The organism is Cupriavidus cauae, from assembly GCF_008632125.1.
Taxonomy (GTDB): Bacteria; Pseudomonadota; Gammaproteobacteria; order Burkholderiales; family Burkholderiaceae; genus Cupriavidus; species Cupriavidus cauae.
In genome coordinates this window covers 25,759-44,943 of the sequence record NZ_VWRN01000006.1, presented here as the reverse complement: position 1 = coordinate 44,943, position 19,185 = coordinate 25,759, and the positions used below count along the sequence as shown (strand labels likewise).

The following is a 19,185-nucleotide window of genomic DNA, read 5'->3' as shown; positions in this document are numbered from 1 at the left end:
AGTTCGGAGAGGAGAACAATGAAGCAGTTCGTGATTGCAGCCATGATGCTGGCCGGTGCGGCCTCCGCCCACGCCGCCGTCGATGCGGCCAAGGCCCAGGAGATCGCCACCAAGAACGCCTGCATGGGCTGCCACCAGGTGGACAAGAAGCTGGTCGGGCCGGCCTACAAGGAAGTCGCCGCCAAGTACAAGGGCGACAAGACCGCCATGGCTAAGCTGACCGACAAGGTCAAGAAGGGCGGTTCGGGCGTCTGGGGCCCGGTGCCGATGCCGGCCAACCCGAATATCAGCGATGCCGATGTGAAGACCGTGCTGGAGTGGATCCTGGCGGGCGCACCGGCCAAGTAATGCCTGGTGACGGGCCGGCGTATCGGCGGCAATCGTGATTGCGCCGATACGCCGGCCACTGCAAGAGAGCAACAGCAGTCATTGCAGCAACAACAGCAACAACGGCAGTAAGCGGACGGTCCCGGCGCCTCGCGTCAGGGGCCGCTCACCGGGCGGCGATGCACCGCCCGCGCCAGGCCGGCCGGCCTGGCGACCAAAACGAATACCGCGGGGCGGGTAGAAGCAGGAGTGCAGGACACCATGAACATCACAAGACGAGAGATGCTGCGCGTCAGCGCCGTCGTGTCGCTGATGGCGGCCGCCGGCCTGATCGGCGAGGCGCAGGCGGCCGAATGGAACAAGGCGGCCTTCGAGGGCAAGAGCGTCAACGACGTGATCAAGGCCCTGGGCGGCGGTGCGCCCGAGAAGAGCGGCTCGATCGCCTTCAACGCGCCCGATATCGCCGAGAACGGCGCGGTGGTGCCGGTGGCGGTCACCAGCAACCTGCCCGACACCGAGCAGATCGCGATCCTGGTCGAGAAGAATCCCAATACGCTGGCCGCGGACTTCGTGATCCCGGCCGGCACCGAACCGTTCGTCTCCACGCGCGTGAAGATGGGCCAGACCTCCGTGGTGCATGCGGCCGTCAAGGCCGGCGGCAAGTGGTATGTCGCCTCCAAGGAGATCAAGGTGACGCTGGGCGGCTGCGGCGGCTGACAAGCCGATCGCAGGCACAGGCGCCGCGCTGACCGCCGCGGCGTCCCGCTTTCCCAGACTGCCCATCGCAACCATCGCAACAGGAGAACGTCATGGCAGACCCGATGCGCGTACGCGCCACCGAGAACGGCGGCGTGGTCGACGTCAAGATTCTGATGAAACACGATATGGAAACCGGCCAGCGCAAGGACGCGTCCGGCAAGACCATCCCGGCCTGGCACATCCAGACCGTGATCGCCCAGTGCAAGGGCAAGGAGGTCTTCCACGCCAACTTCGGCCCGGCGGTGTCCAAGGACCCGTTCCTGAACTTCAAGTTCAAGGGCGGCGCCAAGGGCGACAAGGTCACGGTGACCTGGGTCGACAATCGGGGCGACAAGCGGACCGACGAGGCCACCATCTCGTGATGCCGGCGCGGACGGCAGGTTGCCGGCCGCTCTGGTAAGGTGCCCCTTCGGTAGCCGGGTCGGCGGCCGCGCACGAGGCGCGGCGGACGCGGCGGAAGGAAGATCATGCGTCGAGCATTCTTTGCAAAGGCGGCCGCCGCGCTGGCGGCGGTCGGACTCGGTAGCCGGGCCGCGGCCCAGACGGCGGGCGCGCCGCGGAGCGGGGGCGGACGCCACCGGGTGGTGTACCAGCTGTCGGAAGGCAACGACCAGGCGGTGCGCGCGATCGGGAATCTGCGCAACCATCTGGCCGGCGCGCCCAATACGAAGATCGTCGTGGTCGCGCTCGGCTACGGCGTGGATTTCCTGGTCGAGGGCGCCCGCGACGCGCGCGGCAACACCTTCGATGCCGCGGTCGGCGCGCTGGCCGGCATGGGCGTCGAGTTCCGCGTCTGCCGCAACACGTTGACCGCCCGCCAGATTCCCGAGAACAAGCTGCTGCTCGAGACCAGGATAGTGCAGGCCGGCGTGGTCGAGATCGCGCGGCTGCAGCAGGACGAAGGCTACGCCTATATCAAGCCGTAGCGTGCTGCGCGGCGCGATCCGCGCAGGGAAGATCCGCGCAGGGAACGATGCGCGCATAGAACAACAGCGGCCCGCCTGGTCGGCGAGACCGAGAGGAGAAACCCCATGAGACCGAACCGACGCCGTTCTGGCTGGGCCGTGCTGGCCGGCGCCGTCGCGCTGACGGGCGCGATGGCCGTGCAGGCGCAGGGCGAAAGCAATACCACCGACGAAATCGCCAAGTACCGGCAGATGCTGGCCGAGGGCAATCCCGCAGAGCTGTGGGAAGCCGCCGGCGAGGAGCTGTGGAAAAAGCCGGCCGGGCCGAAGAACGTATCGCTCGAGCGGTGCGACCTCGGCAAGGGCCCCGGCGTGACCAAGGGCGCCTACGCCGAGCTGCCGCGCTATTTTGCCGACGCCGGCAAGGTGATGGACCTGGAGCAGCGGCTGGTGTGGTGCCGCACGACGCTGCAGGGGCTGACCGAGCAGCAGGCCAAGGTGACGCCGTTCTCGTCCTCGGGCAAGCGTTCCGACATCGAGCGGCTGGTGGCCTTCGTCACCGGCGAGTCGCGCGGCGTCAAGATGAACGTCAAGCTGGACCATCCGGAAGAGAAGCAGGTCTACGCGCTTGGCCAGAAGATGTTCTATTACCGTGGCGGCGCCTACGACTTCGCCTGCGCGACCTGCCATGCGGTCGACGGCCAGCGCATCCGCCTGCAGGACCTGCCCAATCTGCTGACCGACAAGGGCGCCCAGGCGGCCTACACCACCTGGCCGGCGTACCGCGTCTCGCAGGGCGAGGTTCGCACGATGCAGCACCGGCTCTACGATTGCCTGCGCCAGCAGCGCTTCCCCGAGCCCGCCTACGGCTCCGATGTGATCACCGCGCTCACGATGTTCCTGGCGCGCAATGCCAACGGCGGCACCTACGACGGCCCCGGCCTGAAGCGCTGAACCAGGGGGAGAGCACGACATGATCCAGACAAAACAATCGCGCCTGCGCGGCGCCGCGGCCGTGGCGGTCAGCGCCGCGCTGGCAGTGATCGCGGCGCCGGCGATGGCCCAGGAGCGCGCCGCGTCCCCGCGCGCGGCATCGAAGACGCCGGCGAAGGTCGCCGACATCCCGTCGGTCAGCGACGCCGACATGATGCGGATGATTGCAACATCGTTCAGCTCCAAGGGGCCGGCGACGGTCCAGGGCGTCATCGAGCGCGACGACATGCAGAAGGTCTGCAGCGACTATCCGGACCGCAGCAAGGTGCCGGCCGCGGTGGCGAAGAAGGTCGAGGCCGCCGAACAGCAGAAGATCCGCTATCCGGCCGACAACCGCTGGCTCGGCGACTGGAAGGAAGGCGAGAAGGTGGCCCAGCTCGGCCGCGGCATGCAGTTCTCCGACCCGCCCGGCGGCGTCAACGGCGGCAACTGCTATGCCTGCCACCAGATGACCAAGGCCGAGATCTCGTTCGGCAACATCGGCCCGTCGCTGTATCAGTACGGCAAGCTGCGCGGCAACTCGGAAGCGGTGCTCAAGTACACCTGGGGCAAGATCTGGGACTCGAACGCCTTCGCCGCGTGCTCGAACATGCCGCGCTTTGGCCATAAGGGCATCCTGACCGAGCAGCAGATTCGCGACGTGATGGCGCTGCTGCTGGACCCGGCGTCGCCGGTCAACCAGTAAGAGGGCGGGATGCGGGCCGCGGCGGTGGTGACGGTCGGCTGGAGGCAGGGGCCGCATCGCGCGATGCGCGCCGCGGCGTCGGGCATCGTCGCGGCCATCGCGTCCACCGTGGCGTTGGCGTTGGCGTTGGCATTTGCCGCCCCGGCCGCCGCCCTCGAAGTCGGCGACACCGTGCGCCTGCCCGCGGTCCAGCTGCTCGACGGCCGCACCGTGCCGCCCGAGCACTGGGCCGGCAAGCCGCTGGTGGTGCAGATCTGGGCCTCGTGGTGCCCGTTCTGCGCGCTGCAGAACCCGCGCCTGCAGAAGCTCTACGACAGCACGCGTGGCACGCCGCTGCAGGTGCTGACCATCAGCATCGACAAGGACCAGAAGGACGCCGTCGGCTATCTGCGCCAGCGCGGCTATACCTTCCCCGCGGCGATGGACACGCCGGCGCTGCGCGCCGCGATCGGTCCGCGCAAGGGCCTGCCCGAGCTGTACGTGATCGACGCCAGGGGCAAGGTCATACAGAAGGAAGTCGGCGAGATGCTGGAGGAGGAAGTCGCCGCGCTGGCCAAGTACGCCAGGCCCTAGCGCGGCGGCAAAGCGGCCCGTCCCGGTCCTGCACCGATCCTGCCCGGACGGCGCGGCCGCCATCGAGAGGAAGACGACAATGAACCGACGCGAGTTCCTGCAGGTGCTGGCCATCGCCAGCGCCGCGGGCATGGCTTTCCCCACGCGCGACGCGCAGGCGGCCCAGGCCGCCGCCAGGCTGTACGACGTGCCGCGCTTCGGCAACGTGCACCTGCTGCATTTCACCGACTGCCATGCGCAACTGCTGCCGGTCCATTTCCGCGAACCCAGCGTCAACCTGGGCATCGGCGACTATGCCGGCAAGCCGCCGCACCTGGTCGGCCAGGCCCTGCTGAAGCACTACCGGATCGCGCCGGGCAGCGCCGAGGCGCACGCCTTCACCTATCTCGATTTCACCGAGGCCGCGCGCCGCTACGGCAAGGTCGGCGGCTTCGCCCATCTGGCCACGCTGGTCAAGCAGCTGAAGGCCAGCCGCCCCGGCGCGCTGCTGCTCGACGGCGGCGACACCTGGCAGGGCTCGGCGACCGCGCTGTGGACGCGCGGCCAGGACATGGTCGATGCCGCGCTCGCGCTCGGTGTCGACGCGATGACGCCGCACTGGGAAATGACCCTCGGCGCCGAACGCGTGCGCGAGGTGGTCGACCGCGACTTCAAGGGCAAGGTCGCCTTCCTGGCGCAGAACGTCAAGACGAAGGACTTCGAGGACCCGGTCTTCGAGGCCTACACGCTGCGCGAGATGAATGGCGTGCCGGTCGCCATCATCGGCCAGGCCTTCCCCTATACACCCATCGCCAACCCCGGCTACCTGGTGCCCGACTGGACCTTCGGCATCCAGGAAGAGAACCTGCAGCGCATCATCGACGAGGCCCGCGCCAAGGGCGCGCAGGCGGTGGTGCTGCTGTCGCACAACGGCATGGACGTCGACGTGAAGCTCGCCTCGCGCGTGCGCGGACTCGACGCCATCCTTGGCGGCCACACCCATGACGGCGTGCCGGCCCCGGTGCGCGTGCGCAACGCGGGCGGCACCACGCTGGTCACCAACGCCGGCTCGAACGGCAAGTTCCTCGGCGTGCTCGACTTCGACGTGCGCGGCGGCAAGGTCGCCGACTTCCGCTACCGGTTGCTGCCTGTGTTCGCCGACTACCTGCCCGCCGATCCGGCGATGGACGTGCTGATCCGCAAGGTCCGCGCGCCCTACGAGCAGAAGCTGGGCGAGGTGCTGGCGGTCAACAAGGAACTGCTCTACCGCCGCGGCAATTTCAACGGCACCTTCGACCAGCTGATCCTGGACGGGCTGATGGACGTGCAGGGCGCCGAGATCGCGTTCTCGCCCGGCTTCCGCTGGGGCACCACGCTGCTGCCCGGCGAGGGCATCACGATGGAAAAGCTGATGGACCAGACCGCGATCACCTACCCGTACACCACGGTGACGCAGATGAGCGGCGAGACCATCAAGACCGTGCTCGAGGACGTGGCCGACAACCTGTTCAACCCCGACCCCTACTACCAGCAGGGCGGCGACATGGTCCGCGTCGGCGGCCTGCAGTACACCATCGACCCGGCGGCGCCGATGGGCAAGCGGATCACCGAGATGCGCCTGAAGGGCAAGCCGATCGAGGCCGGCAAGACCTACAAGGTCGCCGGCTGGGCCCCGGTCGCCGAGGAAGCCCGCCACAACGGCGGCCCGCCGATCTGGGACCTGATGGCCGGCTGGCTGCGCCAGCGCAAGGAAGTGGCCGCGGCGCCGCTGAACCTGCCGTCGGTCAAGGGAATGGGCGGAAACCCGGGCATGGCGGCTTGAGCTGGCGTGAGGTGGCTTGAGGGCCTTGAGGCGGCTAGAGGCGGCGTCATGGCTGGGTCGACGGCGGTCACGCCAACCCGCCACGACGGCTTGAAATCGCCGCAAAGCTCGCGCTATAATCGCCCGCTACGGGCCGATAGCTCAGCTGGGAGAGCGCTGCGTTCGCAATGCAGAGGTCGGGAGTTCGATCCTCCTTCGGTCCACCAAGATTCAAAGGCCAGAGCGTGCGCTCTGGCCTTTTGCTTTTTGGGGCCTTTTGGGGCCGCCAGAACGCCGAATGCAAGAACCGACAGCTTGCTGCAGCGTTGAAGTCGACGCTGTGGAGCAGGCATGCTGATATGCGTGCCATGAAGCGAACCTCTTGCACCGGGCTCCGGCCCGCCCCTATACTACGCGGCAACAAAACCCGCCAAGGCTATGCGCGCGAGCGTACCCTCAAACCGGCGGGTTACTTTTTTGTGCGGCAGAGTCTGGCCAGGGCTGCATCGGAACAACGATGAAAATCCCCTTTGGCAAGCCGGCTACGACTCACGCGCAGCAGGTGGCCTTGCTGCAACGGCGGGGCATGATGATCGACGATCCGGCGGAAGCAGAAGCCTGCCTGCGACATCTGAATTATTACCGCCTGGCGGCGTACTGGCTGCCATTCGAACAGGACCACACCAACCATATTTTCAGGCCCGGCAGCCGCTTTGCTGACGTGATGAATCTCTACGCATTCGATCGCGCCTTGCGGCTGCATGTCCTCGATGCCATCGAACGCCTGGAGGTTTCCATGCGCAGCCAGTGGGCCTATCAATTGGCTCACCGATACGGGCCTCACGCCCATCTCGATGTCGCATTGGCGTTCAAGCCCCACCTATGGCGACTGAACCTCGATAAGCTTGCCGAAGAAGTAGGCCGGTCCGACGAAGTGTTCATCAAACATTTGAAAGCGACTTACGCAGAGCCCTTGCCCCCAGTGTGGGCGGTCTGTGAGGTAATGACGCTCGGACTGCTTTCTCGCTGGTACAACAACCTCAAGCCGATGCCGGCCCGCCGGGCCATTGCGATGGAATATGGGGTGGACGAGAAGGTATGGGAATCGTGGCTGCGTCACCTTTCATTGGTACGCAACACCTGCGCGCATCACTGCCGGCTCTGGAACCGGGAGTTCACGATTACCCCGGTTTTGCCTCGGAACAAGCCCGCTGCGCTGCGCGATGGATTCCAGCATGGCTCCCGTAAGCTCTACAACTCCCTTGTCATCCTGACGCACTGTATGCGGCGGATTTCGCCCAAGCAAAGCTGGTGTGCCGATCTCAAGAAGCTGATTACCCAATATGCCGTTCCGGTACAGGCAATGGGCTTTCCGCACGGCTGGGAACGCATGGAAATCTGGCGTGAAATAACAGCTTGAGGTCGAACGAGTCGGACCTACTATACTTTTCCCATTGGAGGACAAGCGATGAAAGCCACTGTCAGGACCACGGTCAAGCTGATCCGCAACGATCCCGAGAGCGACAAGGCGCTGCGCGAGTTCATCGCCACCGGGAAGCTGAACTCCACCAGGACGTTCAAGATCCGGGACGCCGCCAAGGGCGTTGAGCGCGAGGTCAAGCTGAAGCTGATTCCCGCCCAGGGCTGACCTTGAACATCGCGCTGCCCGCGATCCTGCTGTTTTTCCTGGTCGCGCCGGGCTTTCTTTACCACCACTACAGCCAGGCCAGAGAGGCGCGCGAAGCCGATATGACGCCCTTCGGGGCGACGGCGATCAAGTCCATCGTGCTGGCGCTGATCGTGGATGCCGTGGTCGGCCTCGCCGCCACGGAATATTTCGGTTACCAGCTCTATCTCGGCGACGCGCTGCGCATGCTGTCCGGCGGTGCCGCGGCGGCCAGCGTCCCGCCGCACCGCTATGAATGGCTGAACGAACACCCTTGGCCGGTGTTCGGCTTCTTCGCCGGGACGTTTGGCCTCGCCTTCGCGCTGGCCATGCTGCGCCGCTGGCTGGTCAGCCGGTTCCATCTGGACCACCCGAACAGCTGGGCGAGCGGCTTCTTCCGGCAGCAGGCGCCCTGGTACTACCTCTTCAGCGGCATCGATTCGGGCATCAGCGACGGCGCCATGGTGGTCATCAGCGCCGTGGTGCCGATGAAGGACCAGTCGTATCTCTACACCGGCCTGCTGGAGGACTTCGAGTTCAAGAGCGATGGGGAGCTGGAGCGAATCATCCTGTCGGCCGCGTCCCGGCGCAAATTGACCGACGACCGTGGGCGCGGCCTGGAGGAGCACGGGCGCTTCTACCCGATCGAGGGCAATCGGCTGGTGATCCGCTCCAGCGAGTGGACGACCTTGAACGTCAAGTTCCTGGTGGAAGAAAAGGCCGAAGCTGCGGCTACGGCCCTCGCGGACGATTAGCACATCTGCCTGGCCGAAGCTGCGGCTCCGGCCCTCGCGGACGATTAGCGCATCTGCCTGGCCGAAGCTTCAGCTCCGGCCCTCGCGGACGATCAGCGCATCTGCCTGGCCGAAGCCTCGGCTCCGGCTCTCGCGGACGATCAGCGCATCTGCCTGGCCGAAGCTTCAGCTCCGGCCCTCGCGGACGATTGGCGCATCTGCCTGGCCGAAGCTTCGGCTTTCGTCCCTCGCGAACGATCAGCGCATCTGCCTGGCCGAAGCCGCCACGACCGGCCCCGCCTCCCGCGCCTCTCCCGACCCCGACGACCGTCCGATCAACGCCGCCGACACCGCCGATACCAAGCCGGCAAACATCACGTAAGCACAGATCTGCCAAGGCTTGCCCTCGCCCGACTTCAGCAGCGCGGTGGCGATGATCGGCGTGATCCCCGACGCGAAGATCCCCGAGAACTGGTAGACGAAGGAGATGCCGGTATAGCGGACCTTGGCATCGAACAGTTCGCAGAACAGCGCCGCCTCCGGCCCGTAGACCGCGGCATAGAAGATGCCGAACGGCACGATGATGGCCAGCCACAGCAGCATCACGTTGCCGCCGCCGTTGAGCATCAGCCAGAACGCGGGGAAGGCCGAGCACGCGGTAATCAGCGATCCCCAGAAGTAGACGCGGGTGCGGCCGATGCGGTCCGACAGGTGGCCGAAGAACGGGATGAAGAAACACATCACGATGGCGGCGGCCATCACGCCGGTCAGCGCCTCGGTGCGGCTGATCTTCACCGTCTGGGTCAGATAGCTGATCGAGAACACGCCGAAGACATTGAAGAAGACGCCGTCGATATAGCGCGCGCCCATGCCCTTGAGGATATTGCCGGGGTAGCGCCGCATCATGTCGACGAAGGGAATGCGCGTCTCGGCGTTGCGCTGCTTGACCGCGGTGAACTCGGGCGTTTCCTTGATCGACAGCCGGATATACATGCCGACGAAGACCATGCCGGCGGACACCAGGAAGGCCACGCGCCAGCCCCAGCTGAGGAACTGCTCGTCCGTCAGCGTCAGCGACAGCAGCGCCACCACGCCGGAGGCCAGGCACAGGCCGATCGACAGCCCGATCTGGGGCAGCGAGGCATAGAAGCCCTTGCGGCCCGGCGGCGCGTATTCGTAGGCCATCAGCACCGCGCCGCCCCATTCGCCGCCGAGCCCGATGCCCTGCAGCACGCGCAGCAACAGCAGCAGGATCGGCGCCCACAGCCCGATGCTGTCGTAGGTGGGCACCAGGCCGATCAGGAAGGTCGAGATGCCCATGATCATCAGCGTGATCACCAGCATGCTCTTGCGGCCGACGCGGTCGCCGAAGTGGCCGAAGATGACGCCGCCGAGCGGCCGCGTGACGAAGCCCACCGCGAAGGTGGTGTAGGCCAGCATGGTGGCGACCACCGGATCGCCGGCCGGGAAATACAGCTTGTTGAACACGATGCCGGCGACGACGCCGTAGAGGAAGAAGTCGTACCACTCGATGGTGGCGCCGATCACCGATGCCATCGCGACCTTGCGTACCGCCTGCTCGTTGGGGCTTGCCATGCTTGTCTCCTTTGGATTGACGGCGCCCTTGGTGGAATGAGTATGCGGGCGCGCGCGCTGCTGGGCTCGGCCGTGGGTGGCGCAGCGAACCGAGCCCGGGTTCGCTGCCGCTATGCGTTGGCGGGGCGATGGCGGGCCGGGGTCAGACCGGCTCGGTGATGCCGCGCTCGGGTTGGTGACGGGCCTGGTGCTCGCCTTGGCCCTCGGTATCGCGCTCGGTTTGGTGCTCGGTCTCGCGTGCGGTTTGTCGCTCGGTCTCGCGCTCGGTCTCGCGTTCATCCTGAACCGGCCCCACCGCCCCCGCGCCGACGATCTCGCCGACCGTCTCCGCGCGCGCATCCTCGCGAATGAAGTCCGCTGCGCGCTCGGCCATCATCACGACCGGCACATTGGTATTGCCCGACACCAGCGTCGGCATCACCGAGCAATCGACCACGCGCAGGCCCGCCACGCCATGCACGCGCAGCCGCTCGTCGACCACCGCGAACGGATCGCTGGCCGGCCCCATCTTGGCGGTGCCAGACGGATGGAAGATGGTGGCGCCGTATTCGCGGCAGAAATGCAGGATCTCGTCGTCCGACTGCACGGCGTCGCCGGGCCGGAACTCGGCCTGCATCAGCGAGCGCATCGGCTCGGTCTGCGCCACGCGGCGCGCGAAGCGGACCGAGGCGATCGCGCTGCGCCGGTCCAGCTCGGCCGACAGATAGTTCGGCTGCATCGACGGCGGCGTGAACGGATCGGTCGAGCGGATCCGCACCGTGCCGCGCGACTCCGGCCGCAGCTGGCAGACCGAATACGTGCAGCCCGAGAACGGATGGACCTGGCCGCCGGCCATGTCGGCCGACAGCGTGGCGAAGTGAAACTGCGTATCGGGCGTGGCGCTCTCCTGCGGCAGCACGCGGCAGAACATCGCGCCCTGGTTGATGCCGATCGCCAGCGGTCCCTGCCGCCACAGCAGCCATTCGAGCCCCATGCGGGCCTTGCCGAACAGCGAGCGCAACTGGTCGTTGGTGGTGATCGGCCGCGCCACCTGGTAGATCAGCCGGATCTGCAGATGGTCCTGCAGGTTCTCGCCAACGCCGGGCAGCGCGTGCACCACCGGCACACCGAACTCGCGCAGCAGGCTCGCCGGTCCGATCCCGGACAGCTGCAGCAGCTGCGGCGACTGCAGCGCGCCGGCGCACAGCAGCACTTCGCGGCGCGCGCGCAGCGCGTGCTGGCGGCCGTTCTGCATATAGCGCACGCCCACCGCGCGCCGCCCTTCGAACAGGATCGCGGTCGTATGCGCGCCGGTCTCGATGCGCAGATTGGGACGCGACTGCGCCGGCCGCAGATAGGCCACCGCGGTCGAGCAGCGCCAGCCCTTGCGCGTGGTCAGCTGGTAGTAGCCGACGCCTTCCTGGTCGCCGGTATTGAAATCGGCCTTGCGCGGCAGGCCGAGCGCTTCGCCGGCCTCGATGAAGGCATCGACCAGCGGATGACGCCGATCGATCGAGGTCGCGTTCAGCGGTCCATCGGTGCCGCGCGTCGGGCCGGGGCCGAGGTCGTTGTTCTCGAGCTTGCGGAAGTAGGGCAGGCAGTCGTCCCAGCTCCAGCCGCGATTGCCGAGCGCGGCCCAGTGGTCGTAGTCCTCGCGCTGCCCGCGCACGTAGATCAGGCCGTTGATGGCGCTGCTGCCGCCCAGCGTGCGGCCGCGCGGCCAGTAGATGCGCCGGTTCAGCATGTTTGGGTCGGGGTCGGTATGGAAGCCCCAGTTGACCTCCTTGTGAAACATCGTCTTGCCGTAGCCGATGGGGATATGGATCCACGGATAGCGGTCCGGCGGTCCGGCTTCGAGCAGGCACACCGCATGGCGGCCGTCCTCGCTGAGCCGGTTGGCCAGCACGCAGCCGGCCGAGCCGGCGCCTACCACGATGTAGTCAACGGTTTGCGACATCGTCGCTGTCTCCTGATCGGGTGTTGCGGGCAGGGTTTGTCCGGGGCGCATTGGCCGCGGGTCCTGTCAGCAACGTTCTTATAATGGAACGACTTGTCCCGATTTTATTTGCCGACCCGGGAATGAAAAGGTAATACGCGTGGAGGCGCGGAAAGTGAAACAGAACGTGCAAATTCCGTTTCAGAATCGCAGTGCAGCAGAGAGTCCGGCAGACCTGCGGGTGACCGACGAGGACGCGCGCAGCCTGCGCGTGCTGATGGTGCTCGATGCGCTCGCCCGCGCCCAGCATCCGCAGACCCTCGCGCAACTGTCGCAGCGCCTGCACGTGCCGAAGACCACGCTGATGCGCCTGCTGGCGGCGATGGAGAGCGCCGGGTTCGTATTGCAGATGCCGGCCGAACGCGGCTTCGTGCCGGGACCGCGGGCCGCGGGGCTGGCGCTGCAGACGTTGCGCAGTCCGCCGGTGCTGCGCGAATGCCGCGCGATCCTGGGCCGGCTGGTGGCGGCCCTGGGCGAGACCTGCAATCTGACCGCGCTGGACGGCGATCGCGTGCTCTACGTCGAACGCGTCGAAACCCACGAGCCGCTGCGGCTGCAACTGTCGCCGGGCATCCATGTGCCGCTGCATTGCACCGCCAGCGGCAAGCTGTTCCTGTCGGCGATGAGCCGGCTGGAACGGCAGCAGACGCTGCAGCGTCTGGTGCTGACGCGCAATACGCCGCGCACGCTGGCGGACCTGTCGCTGCTGGAGGCCGAGCTCGATCGGCTCGGCGCGCGCGGCATCGGTGTCGACAACGAGGAATTCGTGCGCGGCATGACCGCGGTGGCGGTGCCGGTGCGCGAGCTGGGGCCGGAGGCCAACGGTACGGCGGCGGCCAACGCGCGCCCGGTGCTGGCGGCGATAGCCTGCCACGCGCCGACCGCGCGCGTGCCGCTGGAAGGGCTGCTGCGCGCGGTGCCGGTGCTGCAGGAGGCGGCGCAGCAGATGGCGAGGGTATTACGGACCGAATGACCAGCGCCCAATGACGCGCGCGCCGAATGAACAGTGCGCAGAGGACCAGCGTCACGGGAGCAGGGTACCCGACGACGGGCGCCCCCAAACGACCAGCGAACGGCTACACACCCCCCTGCCGCGGCACCCACACCGTGAAGGTCGTTCCCGTCCCCTCGCGCGAAACGACTTCGATATCGCCGCCATGCAGCATCGCCAGCTCGCGCGCGATATGCAGGCCCAGCCCCAGCCCCTCGGATTCGGTGGCGGAGCGCCCCGAGCGGAAGGCGTCGAACAGATGCGGCAGCAGGTCAGGCGGGATCGCGCCGCCGTTGCTGACCGCCACCGTCACGCGCTCGTCCGTGCCCTCGACACGCACGCGCACCGGCACCGCCGGGTCGCCATGCTGCAGCGCGTTGCCGATCAGGTTGGCCAGCACCTGCGACAGCAGCCCGGGGTCCACCGTCGCCACCGTATCGCCGAAACGTTCCAGCAGCAGCCGGCCCTTGCCGTGCCGGCTCTCGTGTTCGTCGACGATCGCCGCGCACAGCGCATGCAGGTCCTCGCGCTGCACCGCGGGCTGCATGCGGCCGCCGTGCAGCCGTGCGACGTCGAGCAGCTGATCGACCATCCGCACCATGCGCGTGCCGCTGCGGCGGATGCGCTCGACCGCGGGCGCGGTTTTCTGATCGTGGCAGAAGCGCTCGAGGAACGAGGTCGAAGCCAGGATCGCCGACAGCGGCGTGCGCAGGTCGTGCGCCAGCACCGCCATCAGCATCTCGTTGGCCTTCAGCAGCCGCTGCGTGGTGGCGAGCTGCTCGGCCAGTTGCTGCTTCTGCCGGGCCAGCTGCACGAACACATCGACCTTGGCGGCGAGGATGTTGGCGTCCAGCGGCTTGTAGAGGAAATCGACCGCGCCGGTCGCATAGCCCTTGAACGTGCGCTGGCTGTCGTAGCCGGCCGCGGTCAGGAACAGGATCGGGATATGGTTGGTTCGGGTGCTGCCGCGCATCAGCTCGGCCAGCTCGAAGCCGTCCATGCCCGGCATGTGCACGTCGAGGATGGCCAGGCCGAACTCGTGCTGCAGCAGCAGGTCCAGCGCCTGCGGGCCGGAGTTGGCGTGCACCAGTTCGACATCGGGTCGCGCCAGCACCGCATCGAGCGCGGTCAGATTGCTGGCGATGTCGTCGACGGTCAGGATCTTGATGGGATCGGACATGGCAAGGTTTCAGTGGACGGCGCGCCGCAGCCGGCTGCCGATCGCTTCCAGGGTCAGCACCTCGTCGACCGCGCCGCGCGCGATCGCCTCGGCCGGCATGGTCTCGGCCGACGCGGTGTCCGGGGCCTGCACCCAGGTACGTCCGCCGCAGTGGCGGATGGTCTCGAGCCCGCGCGCGCCGTCGTCGTTGGCGCCGCTGAGCAGGATGCCGAGCAGCGCCTCGCGCCAGGCATGCGCGGCGGACTCGAACAGCACGTCGATCGACGGGCGCGAGAAGCGCTCGGGCGGATCGACCGACAGCGCGAAATGCACGCCTTCGGCGCGCTCGCTGCCGAGATTTCCAACGGGAGTACCGACGTGACTGCCGGAGTAAGCGCCACCGTGGCGGCTGTCGCGCTCGACCAGCAGGTGATAGTCGGGCGGCGCCAGGTACAGGTGGCCGTGCCGCACCGGCATCTTGTCCTCGGCTTCGCAGACCGGCAGCGCGCAGCGCAGCGAGAACAGCTGCGGCAGCAGGCTCGGTGTATCCGGCCGCAGATGCAGCACCACGATCAGCGCCGGACGGAAGGCCGCCGGCAGCATCGGCAGCAGCACGTTCAGCGCCTCAATGCCGCCGGCCGAGCCGCCGATGACGACGGCGTCGGGCGCGGGGGACGGGTTGGCGATGGAGGCGTTCATGCGGCGATAAGTCGTGTCAATGCGGTGGTGTCAATGCGTCGATGTCAATGCGGTGATGTTGATATGGCGATGTCGATAGAGCGATGTCGATGCGGCGATGCCGGCGCGACTTCACCGCTTGCGATACAACCGGTCCGACGGCATCACCGCCTCGAACGCCTCCGCGTGCGCGCTGAACTGCAGCGTTTCCTTGCTGCCCAGCCCCAGAAAACCGTGGCGCACCAGCGCGTCGCGGAACAGCCCGAGCGCGCGGTCCTGCAGCGCGCGGTCGAAGTAGATCAGCACGTTGCGGCACGAGATCAGCTGCGCTTCCTGGAACACGCTGTCGGTCGCCAGGCTGTGGTCGGCAAACACCGCGCGCGAGACCAGGCCGGCATCGAACTTGGCCTTGCCATAGGCGGCGTGATAGTAGTCGCCCAGCGAATGCCGGCCGCCCGCGGCGAGGTAATTGCGGCCGAAGCCGCGCAGCCGGCCGGCGTCGTAGACCCCGGCGCGCGCTTCGGCCAAGGCCGCCGGGTTGATGTCCGTCGCATAGAAGGTGGTGCGCTCGTGCAGGCCCTCCTCGGCGAACAGGATCGCCAGGGACCACAGCTCCTCGCCGGTGCTGCAGCCGGCGACCCACACCGTGATCGACGGATAGGTCTTGAGCACGGGCGCCACATGTTCGCGGATCGCGCGGAAGTACGAGGGATCGCGGAACATCTCGCTGACCTGCACCGTCAGGTACTGGAACAGCCGCCCGAACAGCGCGGGATCGCGCAGCATGCGGTCCTGCAACTGCGACAGCGTGTCGAGCCTCAGGTCGCGCAGCGCCTGCGACAGCCGGCGCCGCAGCGACGCGCGCGAATAGCCGCGGAAATCGTGCTGGTACTTGCGGAAGATGCCCTCGAGCAGCAATTCGAGCTCGATCTCGAAGTCGTCGGCGGACACGGCCGCGAAGGCGTCGTCGGCCGGCATGGGGCCGGTCGAAGGGCGGACGGGAGGGGTCAGCGCGCGTGCAGCCATACCCGGCACAGCGAAAGCAGCTTGTCGATATCGATCGGCTTGGCGATGTAGTCGTTGGCCCCGGCCAGCAGGCAGGCCTCGCGATCGGACGACATCGCCTTGGCGGTCAGCGCGATGATCGGCAATTGCGCGTGGCGGCCATCCTGGCGGATATGCCGCATCGCGGTCAGTCCGTCCATCTCCGGCATCATGATGTCCATCAGCACCAGGTCGATATCGTCGCGGCCGTCGAGAATTTCAAGGGCCTGGCGGCCGTTGCGCGCGATCTCGACCTGCGCGCCGAGCGGTTCGATGACCTTGGACAGCGCGAAGATATTGCGCGCGTCGTCCTCCACCAGCAGCAGCCGGCGGCCCTCGAAGGCATCGTCGCGGCTGCGTACCGCGCGCAGCATGCGCTGGTGTTCCGGCGGCAGCGCCGATTCGACGCTGTGCAGGAACAGCGTGACCTCGTCGAGCAGCCGCTCGGGCGAGCGCGCGCCCTTGATGATGATCGACTTGGAATGGCGGCGCAGCTGCTGCTCGTCCTCGGCCGACAGCTGACGGCCCGTGTAGACGATCACCGGCGGCATCGAATACGAGGCATCGGCCGCCATCTGCTCGAGCAGGTCGTGGCCCGAGCCGTCCGGCAGCGCCAGGTCCATCACCACGCAATCGAAGCGGCGTTCCGACAGCCGGGCCAGCGCCGCCGACACGGTGTCGGCGGTGACGATGTCGATGTCGGCCGATTGCAGCAGCGCGCGGATACTCTCGCGCAGCGTGGCGTCGTCCTCGACCACCAGCACCGTGCGCATGCCGCCTCGCGCCATGCGCGCTTCCAGTTCGCGGATCACGCTGGCGAGGTCGTCGCGGCCGCTCGGCTTGAGCGTGTAGCCGATCGCGCCGCGGTGCAGCGCCGCCTCGGCATGGTCGCTGATCGACACCAGGTGGGTCGGGATATGCCGCGTGGCCGGGTCGCGCTTGAGCCAGTCGAGCAGCGTCAGCCCCGAATGGTCGGGCAGCGCGACATCGAGCAGGATGCCGCAGGGCTGGTATTCGCGCGCCAGCTCCAGCCCCTGCTGCGCGGTGGTCGCGTGCAGGCAGTCAAAGTCGAGTTCGTGCGCCAGGTCGTAGAGGATCCGCGCGAAGGCGACGTCGTCCTCGATGACCAGGATCAGGCGGTTGCCGCGCGAGCGCCGGTCGCGGTCGTCGTCGATCGGCGCCGGGCCGAGCATGGTGTGGAGCGGCGGCGCGCTGATCGTGATCGGAGACGCGCTCTGCGTCGTGGGGGTGGTGTGCGACATCTGCGCCGTGTGCCCTTGTCTTGCGCCGGCGGCATGTGTCGGCGCGGACATCGCGGCGACCGCCTCGGGCACCGGCGCGGGTTGCGGCGAGGTCAGCGCCTCGGTCACGTCGATGCCGCCTTCGGCCGCGACCTGGGCCGCCGCTTCGAGCACCGCCGCCGGGGCAGGGGGGACCGACGAGACGGCCGCCGCCGGCGCGGCCGGTCCGATGAATTCCAGCGGCAGCGTCAGCGTGAAGGTGCTGCCGGCCCCCGGTTCGCTGTCGACCGTCAGCGTGCCGTTGAGCAATTGCGCCAGCTGGCGCGAGATCGACAGGCCCAGGCCCGTGCCGCCATAGCGCCGGCTGGTGGTGCCGTCGGCCTGCTGGAAGGCCTCGAAGATGATGGCCTGCTTGTCGCGCGCAATGCCGATGCCGGTATCGCGCACGGCGAAGCGCATGCCGTCGTGGCCATCGCGCGTGACCGACAGCGTCACCTCGCCGCGCTCGGTGAACTTGAAGGCGTTGGACAGCAGGTTGCGCAGGATCTGCTGCAGCCGCACGTTGTCGGTCACCAGCGTCGCGGGCAGGTCCGGCGCGCGCTCGATGCGGAACTGCACCGACTTCTGCGCGGCGATCGGCGCGAAGCCTTGCGCGAGGCCGCCGACCAACGCCTCGATGTCGACCGGCTCGGGCTGCACCGTCAGATGGCCGGCCTCGATCTTGGACAGGTCGAGGATGTCGTTGATCAGGTTCAGCAGGTCGGTATTGGCCGAATGGATGGTGGCGGCATAGCGCACCTGCTCGGGCGTCATGTTGCCTTCCTTGTTGTCCTGCAGCAGCTTGGCCAGGATCAGCGCGCTGTTGAGCGGGGTGCGCAGCTCGTGCGACATGTTGGCCAGGAACTCGGACTTGTACTGGTTGGCGCGCTCCAGCGCCCGCGCGCCGGCGGCCAGCTCGGCCTGGTATTGCAGCAGGTCGCGCTTCTGCGCCTCCAGCAGCTGGGTGTGTTCCTCCAGCTGGACGTTGCTCTGCTCGAGCTCGGCCTGCTGCGTCTCGAGCCGCGCCTGCGATTCCATCAGCGCGCGGCCGCGCTCCTCCAGTTCTTCGTTGGAAACGCGCAGCTCCTCCTGCTGGACCTGCAGTTCCTCGGCCTGGCGCTGGGTCTGAGCCAGCAGCGTCTCCAGACGCGCGCGATAGGCGGAGGCGGTCAGCGCCACGCCGGCCGCCTCGGCAACGCGCCCGATCAGTTCGACGGCATCGTCCAGCTTCGGCTGCGCGCTGGCGAAGGCCAGCTCCACCACGCCGACCACATGGCCGTCCGAGGTCAGCGGCGCGGCCAGCACCGCCTGCGGCACGTCGCGCCCCAGCGCCGAGCCGATGCGCAGATAGTGCGAGGACAGCCCGCGCGCCAGCAGCGGCCGGTTCTCGCTGGCGGCCTGTCCGGCCAGCGTCTCGCCGAGCGCCAGGTTCTCCGGCGTGTCCGCCGGCGCGGCCCAGCCCGCCAGCCGCTTCAGGCTGGCGTCCTCGAGCCGGTAGACCACGCCGGCCTGGGCCTGCACCAGCGGCACCAGCGCGCGCAGCAGCGCGGTGCCGACCTCGGCCGGCGTATCGAGTCCGCGGGTCTGCTGGACCACGCGTACCTGGCCCTCCTGCAGCCAGACGAAGCGGCGCATCTGCAGCTGGCTGGCGATATAGCGGTAGATCGCCGCGGCGAGGAACCACATCACCACGGTGCCGCAGAGGCGGTTGATCAGGCCGATGGTCGGATCGCCCCCGCCCGGCGAGAAGATATAGCCGGCCGCCATCAGCAGGGTCGCCCCGGCGGCCGTCCATAGCGGCATCATCGGCCGGTCGACGAACACGCACAGGCAGATCGGCAGCAGATAGAAGATCCACTCGGCGACGCCGAGCGGGGTCAGCAGGTCCGCGACAAGAAGCGCCGCAAGCAGCAGGGGAATGACGAGCGTACGCAGCAGATCGCTGCGCGCAAGGGTTTGGGGCATGGGCGACCGGGTGGAATTGGGGAGAGGCGGGGGCGCCGGCGCAACAGCCGCCCGGTGCCTGCGCATGACGCCCCA

At 67.8% G+C, this 19,185-nt stretch carries 17 protein-coding genes, 1 tRNA gene and 1 pseudogene; 13 read left to right on the top strand and 6 right to left on the bottom strand.

The window, feature by feature from the left end; all coding sequences use genetic code 11:
• The first annotated feature begins 18 nt into the window (after positions 1 to 18).
• From F1599_RS01670 to F1599_RS01615, 12 genes are all read left to right on the top strand, one after another.
• Complete coding sequence (locus F1599_RS01670; RefSeq protein WP_149317535.1) at positions 19 to 348, top strand: c-type cytochrome; 330 nt, start codon at positions 19 to 21, stop codon at positions 346 to 348.
• A gap of 240 nt (positions 349 to 588) precedes the next feature.
• On the top strand, positions 589 to 1,044 hold the full coding sequence (gene soxY / locus F1599_RS01665) for a thiosulfate oxidation carrier protein SoxY (protein ID WP_149317536.1): 456 nt from the start codon (positions 589 to 591) through the stop codon (positions 1,042 to 1,044).
• Positions 1,045 to 1,136: 92 nt separating this feature from the next.
• Positions 1,137 to 1,448 carry a thiosulfate oxidation carrier complex protein SoxZ gene (gene soxZ / locus F1599_RS01660; RefSeq protein WP_149317537.1) on the top strand — a complete coding sequence of 104 codons (312 nt, stop codon included), beginning with the start codon at positions 1,137 to 1,139 and terminating at the stop codon, positions 1,446 to 1,448.
• A 105-nt stretch (positions 1,449 to 1,553) separates the two neighbouring features.
• Positions 1,554 to 2,012, top strand: coding sequence for a DsrE family protein (locus tag F1599_RS01655; RefSeq protein ID WP_149317538.1), 459 nt, complete (start codon positions 1,554 to 1,556; stop codon positions 2,010 to 2,012).
• Between the two features lie 105 nt (positions 2,013 to 2,117).
• On the top strand, positions 2,118 to 2,945 hold the full coding sequence (gene soxA / locus F1599_RS01650; RefSeq protein WP_150081984.1) for a sulfur oxidation c-type cytochrome SoxA: 828 nt from the start codon (positions 2,118 to 2,120) through the stop codon (positions 2,943 to 2,945).
• A gap of 19 nt (positions 2,946 to 2,964) precedes the next feature.
• Positions 2,965 to 3,669: a sulfur oxidation c-type cytochrome SoxX gene (soxX, locus tag F1599_RS01645; protein ID WP_150081982.1), complete on the top strand. Its 705-nt coding sequence runs from the start codon at positions 2,965 to 2,967 to the stop codon at positions 3,667 to 3,669.
• Between the two features lie 63 nt (positions 3,670 to 3,732).
• Positions 3,733 to 4,242, top strand: coding sequence for a TlpA disulfide reductase family protein (locus F1599_RS01640; protein WP_150082054.1), 510 nt, complete (start codon positions 3,733 to 3,735; stop codon positions 4,240 to 4,242).
• A 79-nt stretch (positions 4,243 to 4,321) separates the two neighbouring features.
• Complete coding sequence (gene soxB, locus F1599_RS01635) at positions 4,322 to 6,043, top strand: thiosulfohydrolase SoxB (RefSeq protein WP_150081980.1); 1,722 nt, start codon at positions 4,322 to 4,324, stop codon at positions 6,041 to 6,043.
• A gap of 130 nt (positions 6,044 to 6,173) precedes the next feature.
• Positions 6,174 to 6,249 (top strand) — tRNA-Ala (locus tag F1599_RS01630).
• Between the two features lie 290 nt (positions 6,250 to 6,539).
• Positions 6,540 to 7,442: an Abi family protein gene (locus F1599_RS01625; protein ID WP_150081979.1), complete on the top strand. Its 903-nt coding sequence runs from the start codon at positions 6,540 to 6,542 to the stop codon at positions 7,440 to 7,442.
• Between the two features lie 48 nt (positions 7,443 to 7,490).
• A complete protein-coding gene (locus F1599_RS01620) occupies positions 7,491 to 7,670 on the top strand; it encodes a hypothetical protein (RefSeq protein ID WP_023265082.1) in 180 nt (59 codons plus the stop codon).
• Between the two features lie 2 nt (positions 7,671 to 7,672).
• Positions 7,673 to 8,443, top strand: coding sequence for a DUF6338 family protein (locus tag F1599_RS01615; RefSeq protein WP_150081977.1), 771 nt, complete (start codon positions 7,673 to 7,675; stop codon positions 8,441 to 8,443).
• Between the two features lie 237 nt (positions 8,444 to 8,680).
• On the opposite strand, the gene F1599_RS01610 is transcribed toward F1599_RS01615, so the two are convergent.
• Positions 8,681 to 10,018 (bottom strand): MFS transporter, encoded by a 1,338-nt coding sequence (locus F1599_RS01610; RefSeq protein WP_150081975.1) that lies wholly within the window; start codon positions 10,016 to 10,018, stop codon positions 8,681 to 8,683.
• Between the two features lie 328 nt (positions 10,019 to 10,346).
• Positions 10,347 to 11,954 (bottom strand): annotated as a pseudogene (locus tag F1599_RS01600) (GMC family oxidoreductase); the annotation flags it as partial.
• Between the two features lie 154 nt (positions 11,955 to 12,108).
• On the opposite strand from F1599_RS01600, the gene F1599_RS01595 reads away from it, so the two are divergent.
• The gene (locus F1599_RS01595; RefSeq protein WP_150081973.1) at positions 12,109 to 12,966 is read left to right on the top strand and encodes an IclR family transcriptional regulator; all 858 of its coding nucleotides are present in this window, start codon (positions 12,109 to 12,111) and stop codon (positions 12,964 to 12,966) included.
• A 103-nt stretch (positions 12,967 to 13,069) separates the two neighbouring features.
• On the opposite strand, the gene F1599_RS01590 is transcribed toward F1599_RS01595, so the two are convergent.
• From F1599_RS01590 to F1599_RS01575, 4 genes are all read right to left on the bottom strand, one after another.
• Positions 13,070 to 14,164, bottom strand: a complete 1,095-nt coding sequence (locus tag F1599_RS01590; protein ID WP_150081970.1) for a hybrid sensor histidine kinase/response regulator — start codon at positions 14,162 to 14,164, stop codon at positions 13,070 to 13,072.
• 9 nt (positions 14,165 to 14,173) lie between these two features.
• Positions 14,174 to 14,842 carry a chemotaxis protein CheB gene (locus F1599_RS01585; protein WP_149317550.1) on the bottom strand — a complete coding sequence of 223 codons (669 nt, stop codon included), beginning with the start codon at positions 14,840 to 14,842 and terminating at the stop codon, positions 14,174 to 14,176.
• Between the two features lie 111 nt (positions 14,843 to 14,953).
• On the bottom strand, positions 14,954 to 15,799 hold the full coding sequence (locus F1599_RS01580; protein ID WP_149317551.1) for a CheR family methyltransferase: 846 nt from the start codon (positions 15,797 to 15,799) through the stop codon (positions 14,954 to 14,956).
• 29 nt (positions 15,800 to 15,828) lie between these two features.
• Positions 15,829 to 19,110, bottom strand: a complete 3,282-nt coding sequence (locus F1599_RS01575) for a hybrid sensor histidine kinase/response regulator (protein ID WP_149317552.1) — start codon at positions 19,108 to 19,110, stop codon at positions 15,829 to 15,831.
• Between the last annotated feature and the right edge of the window lie 75 nt (positions 19,111 to 19,185).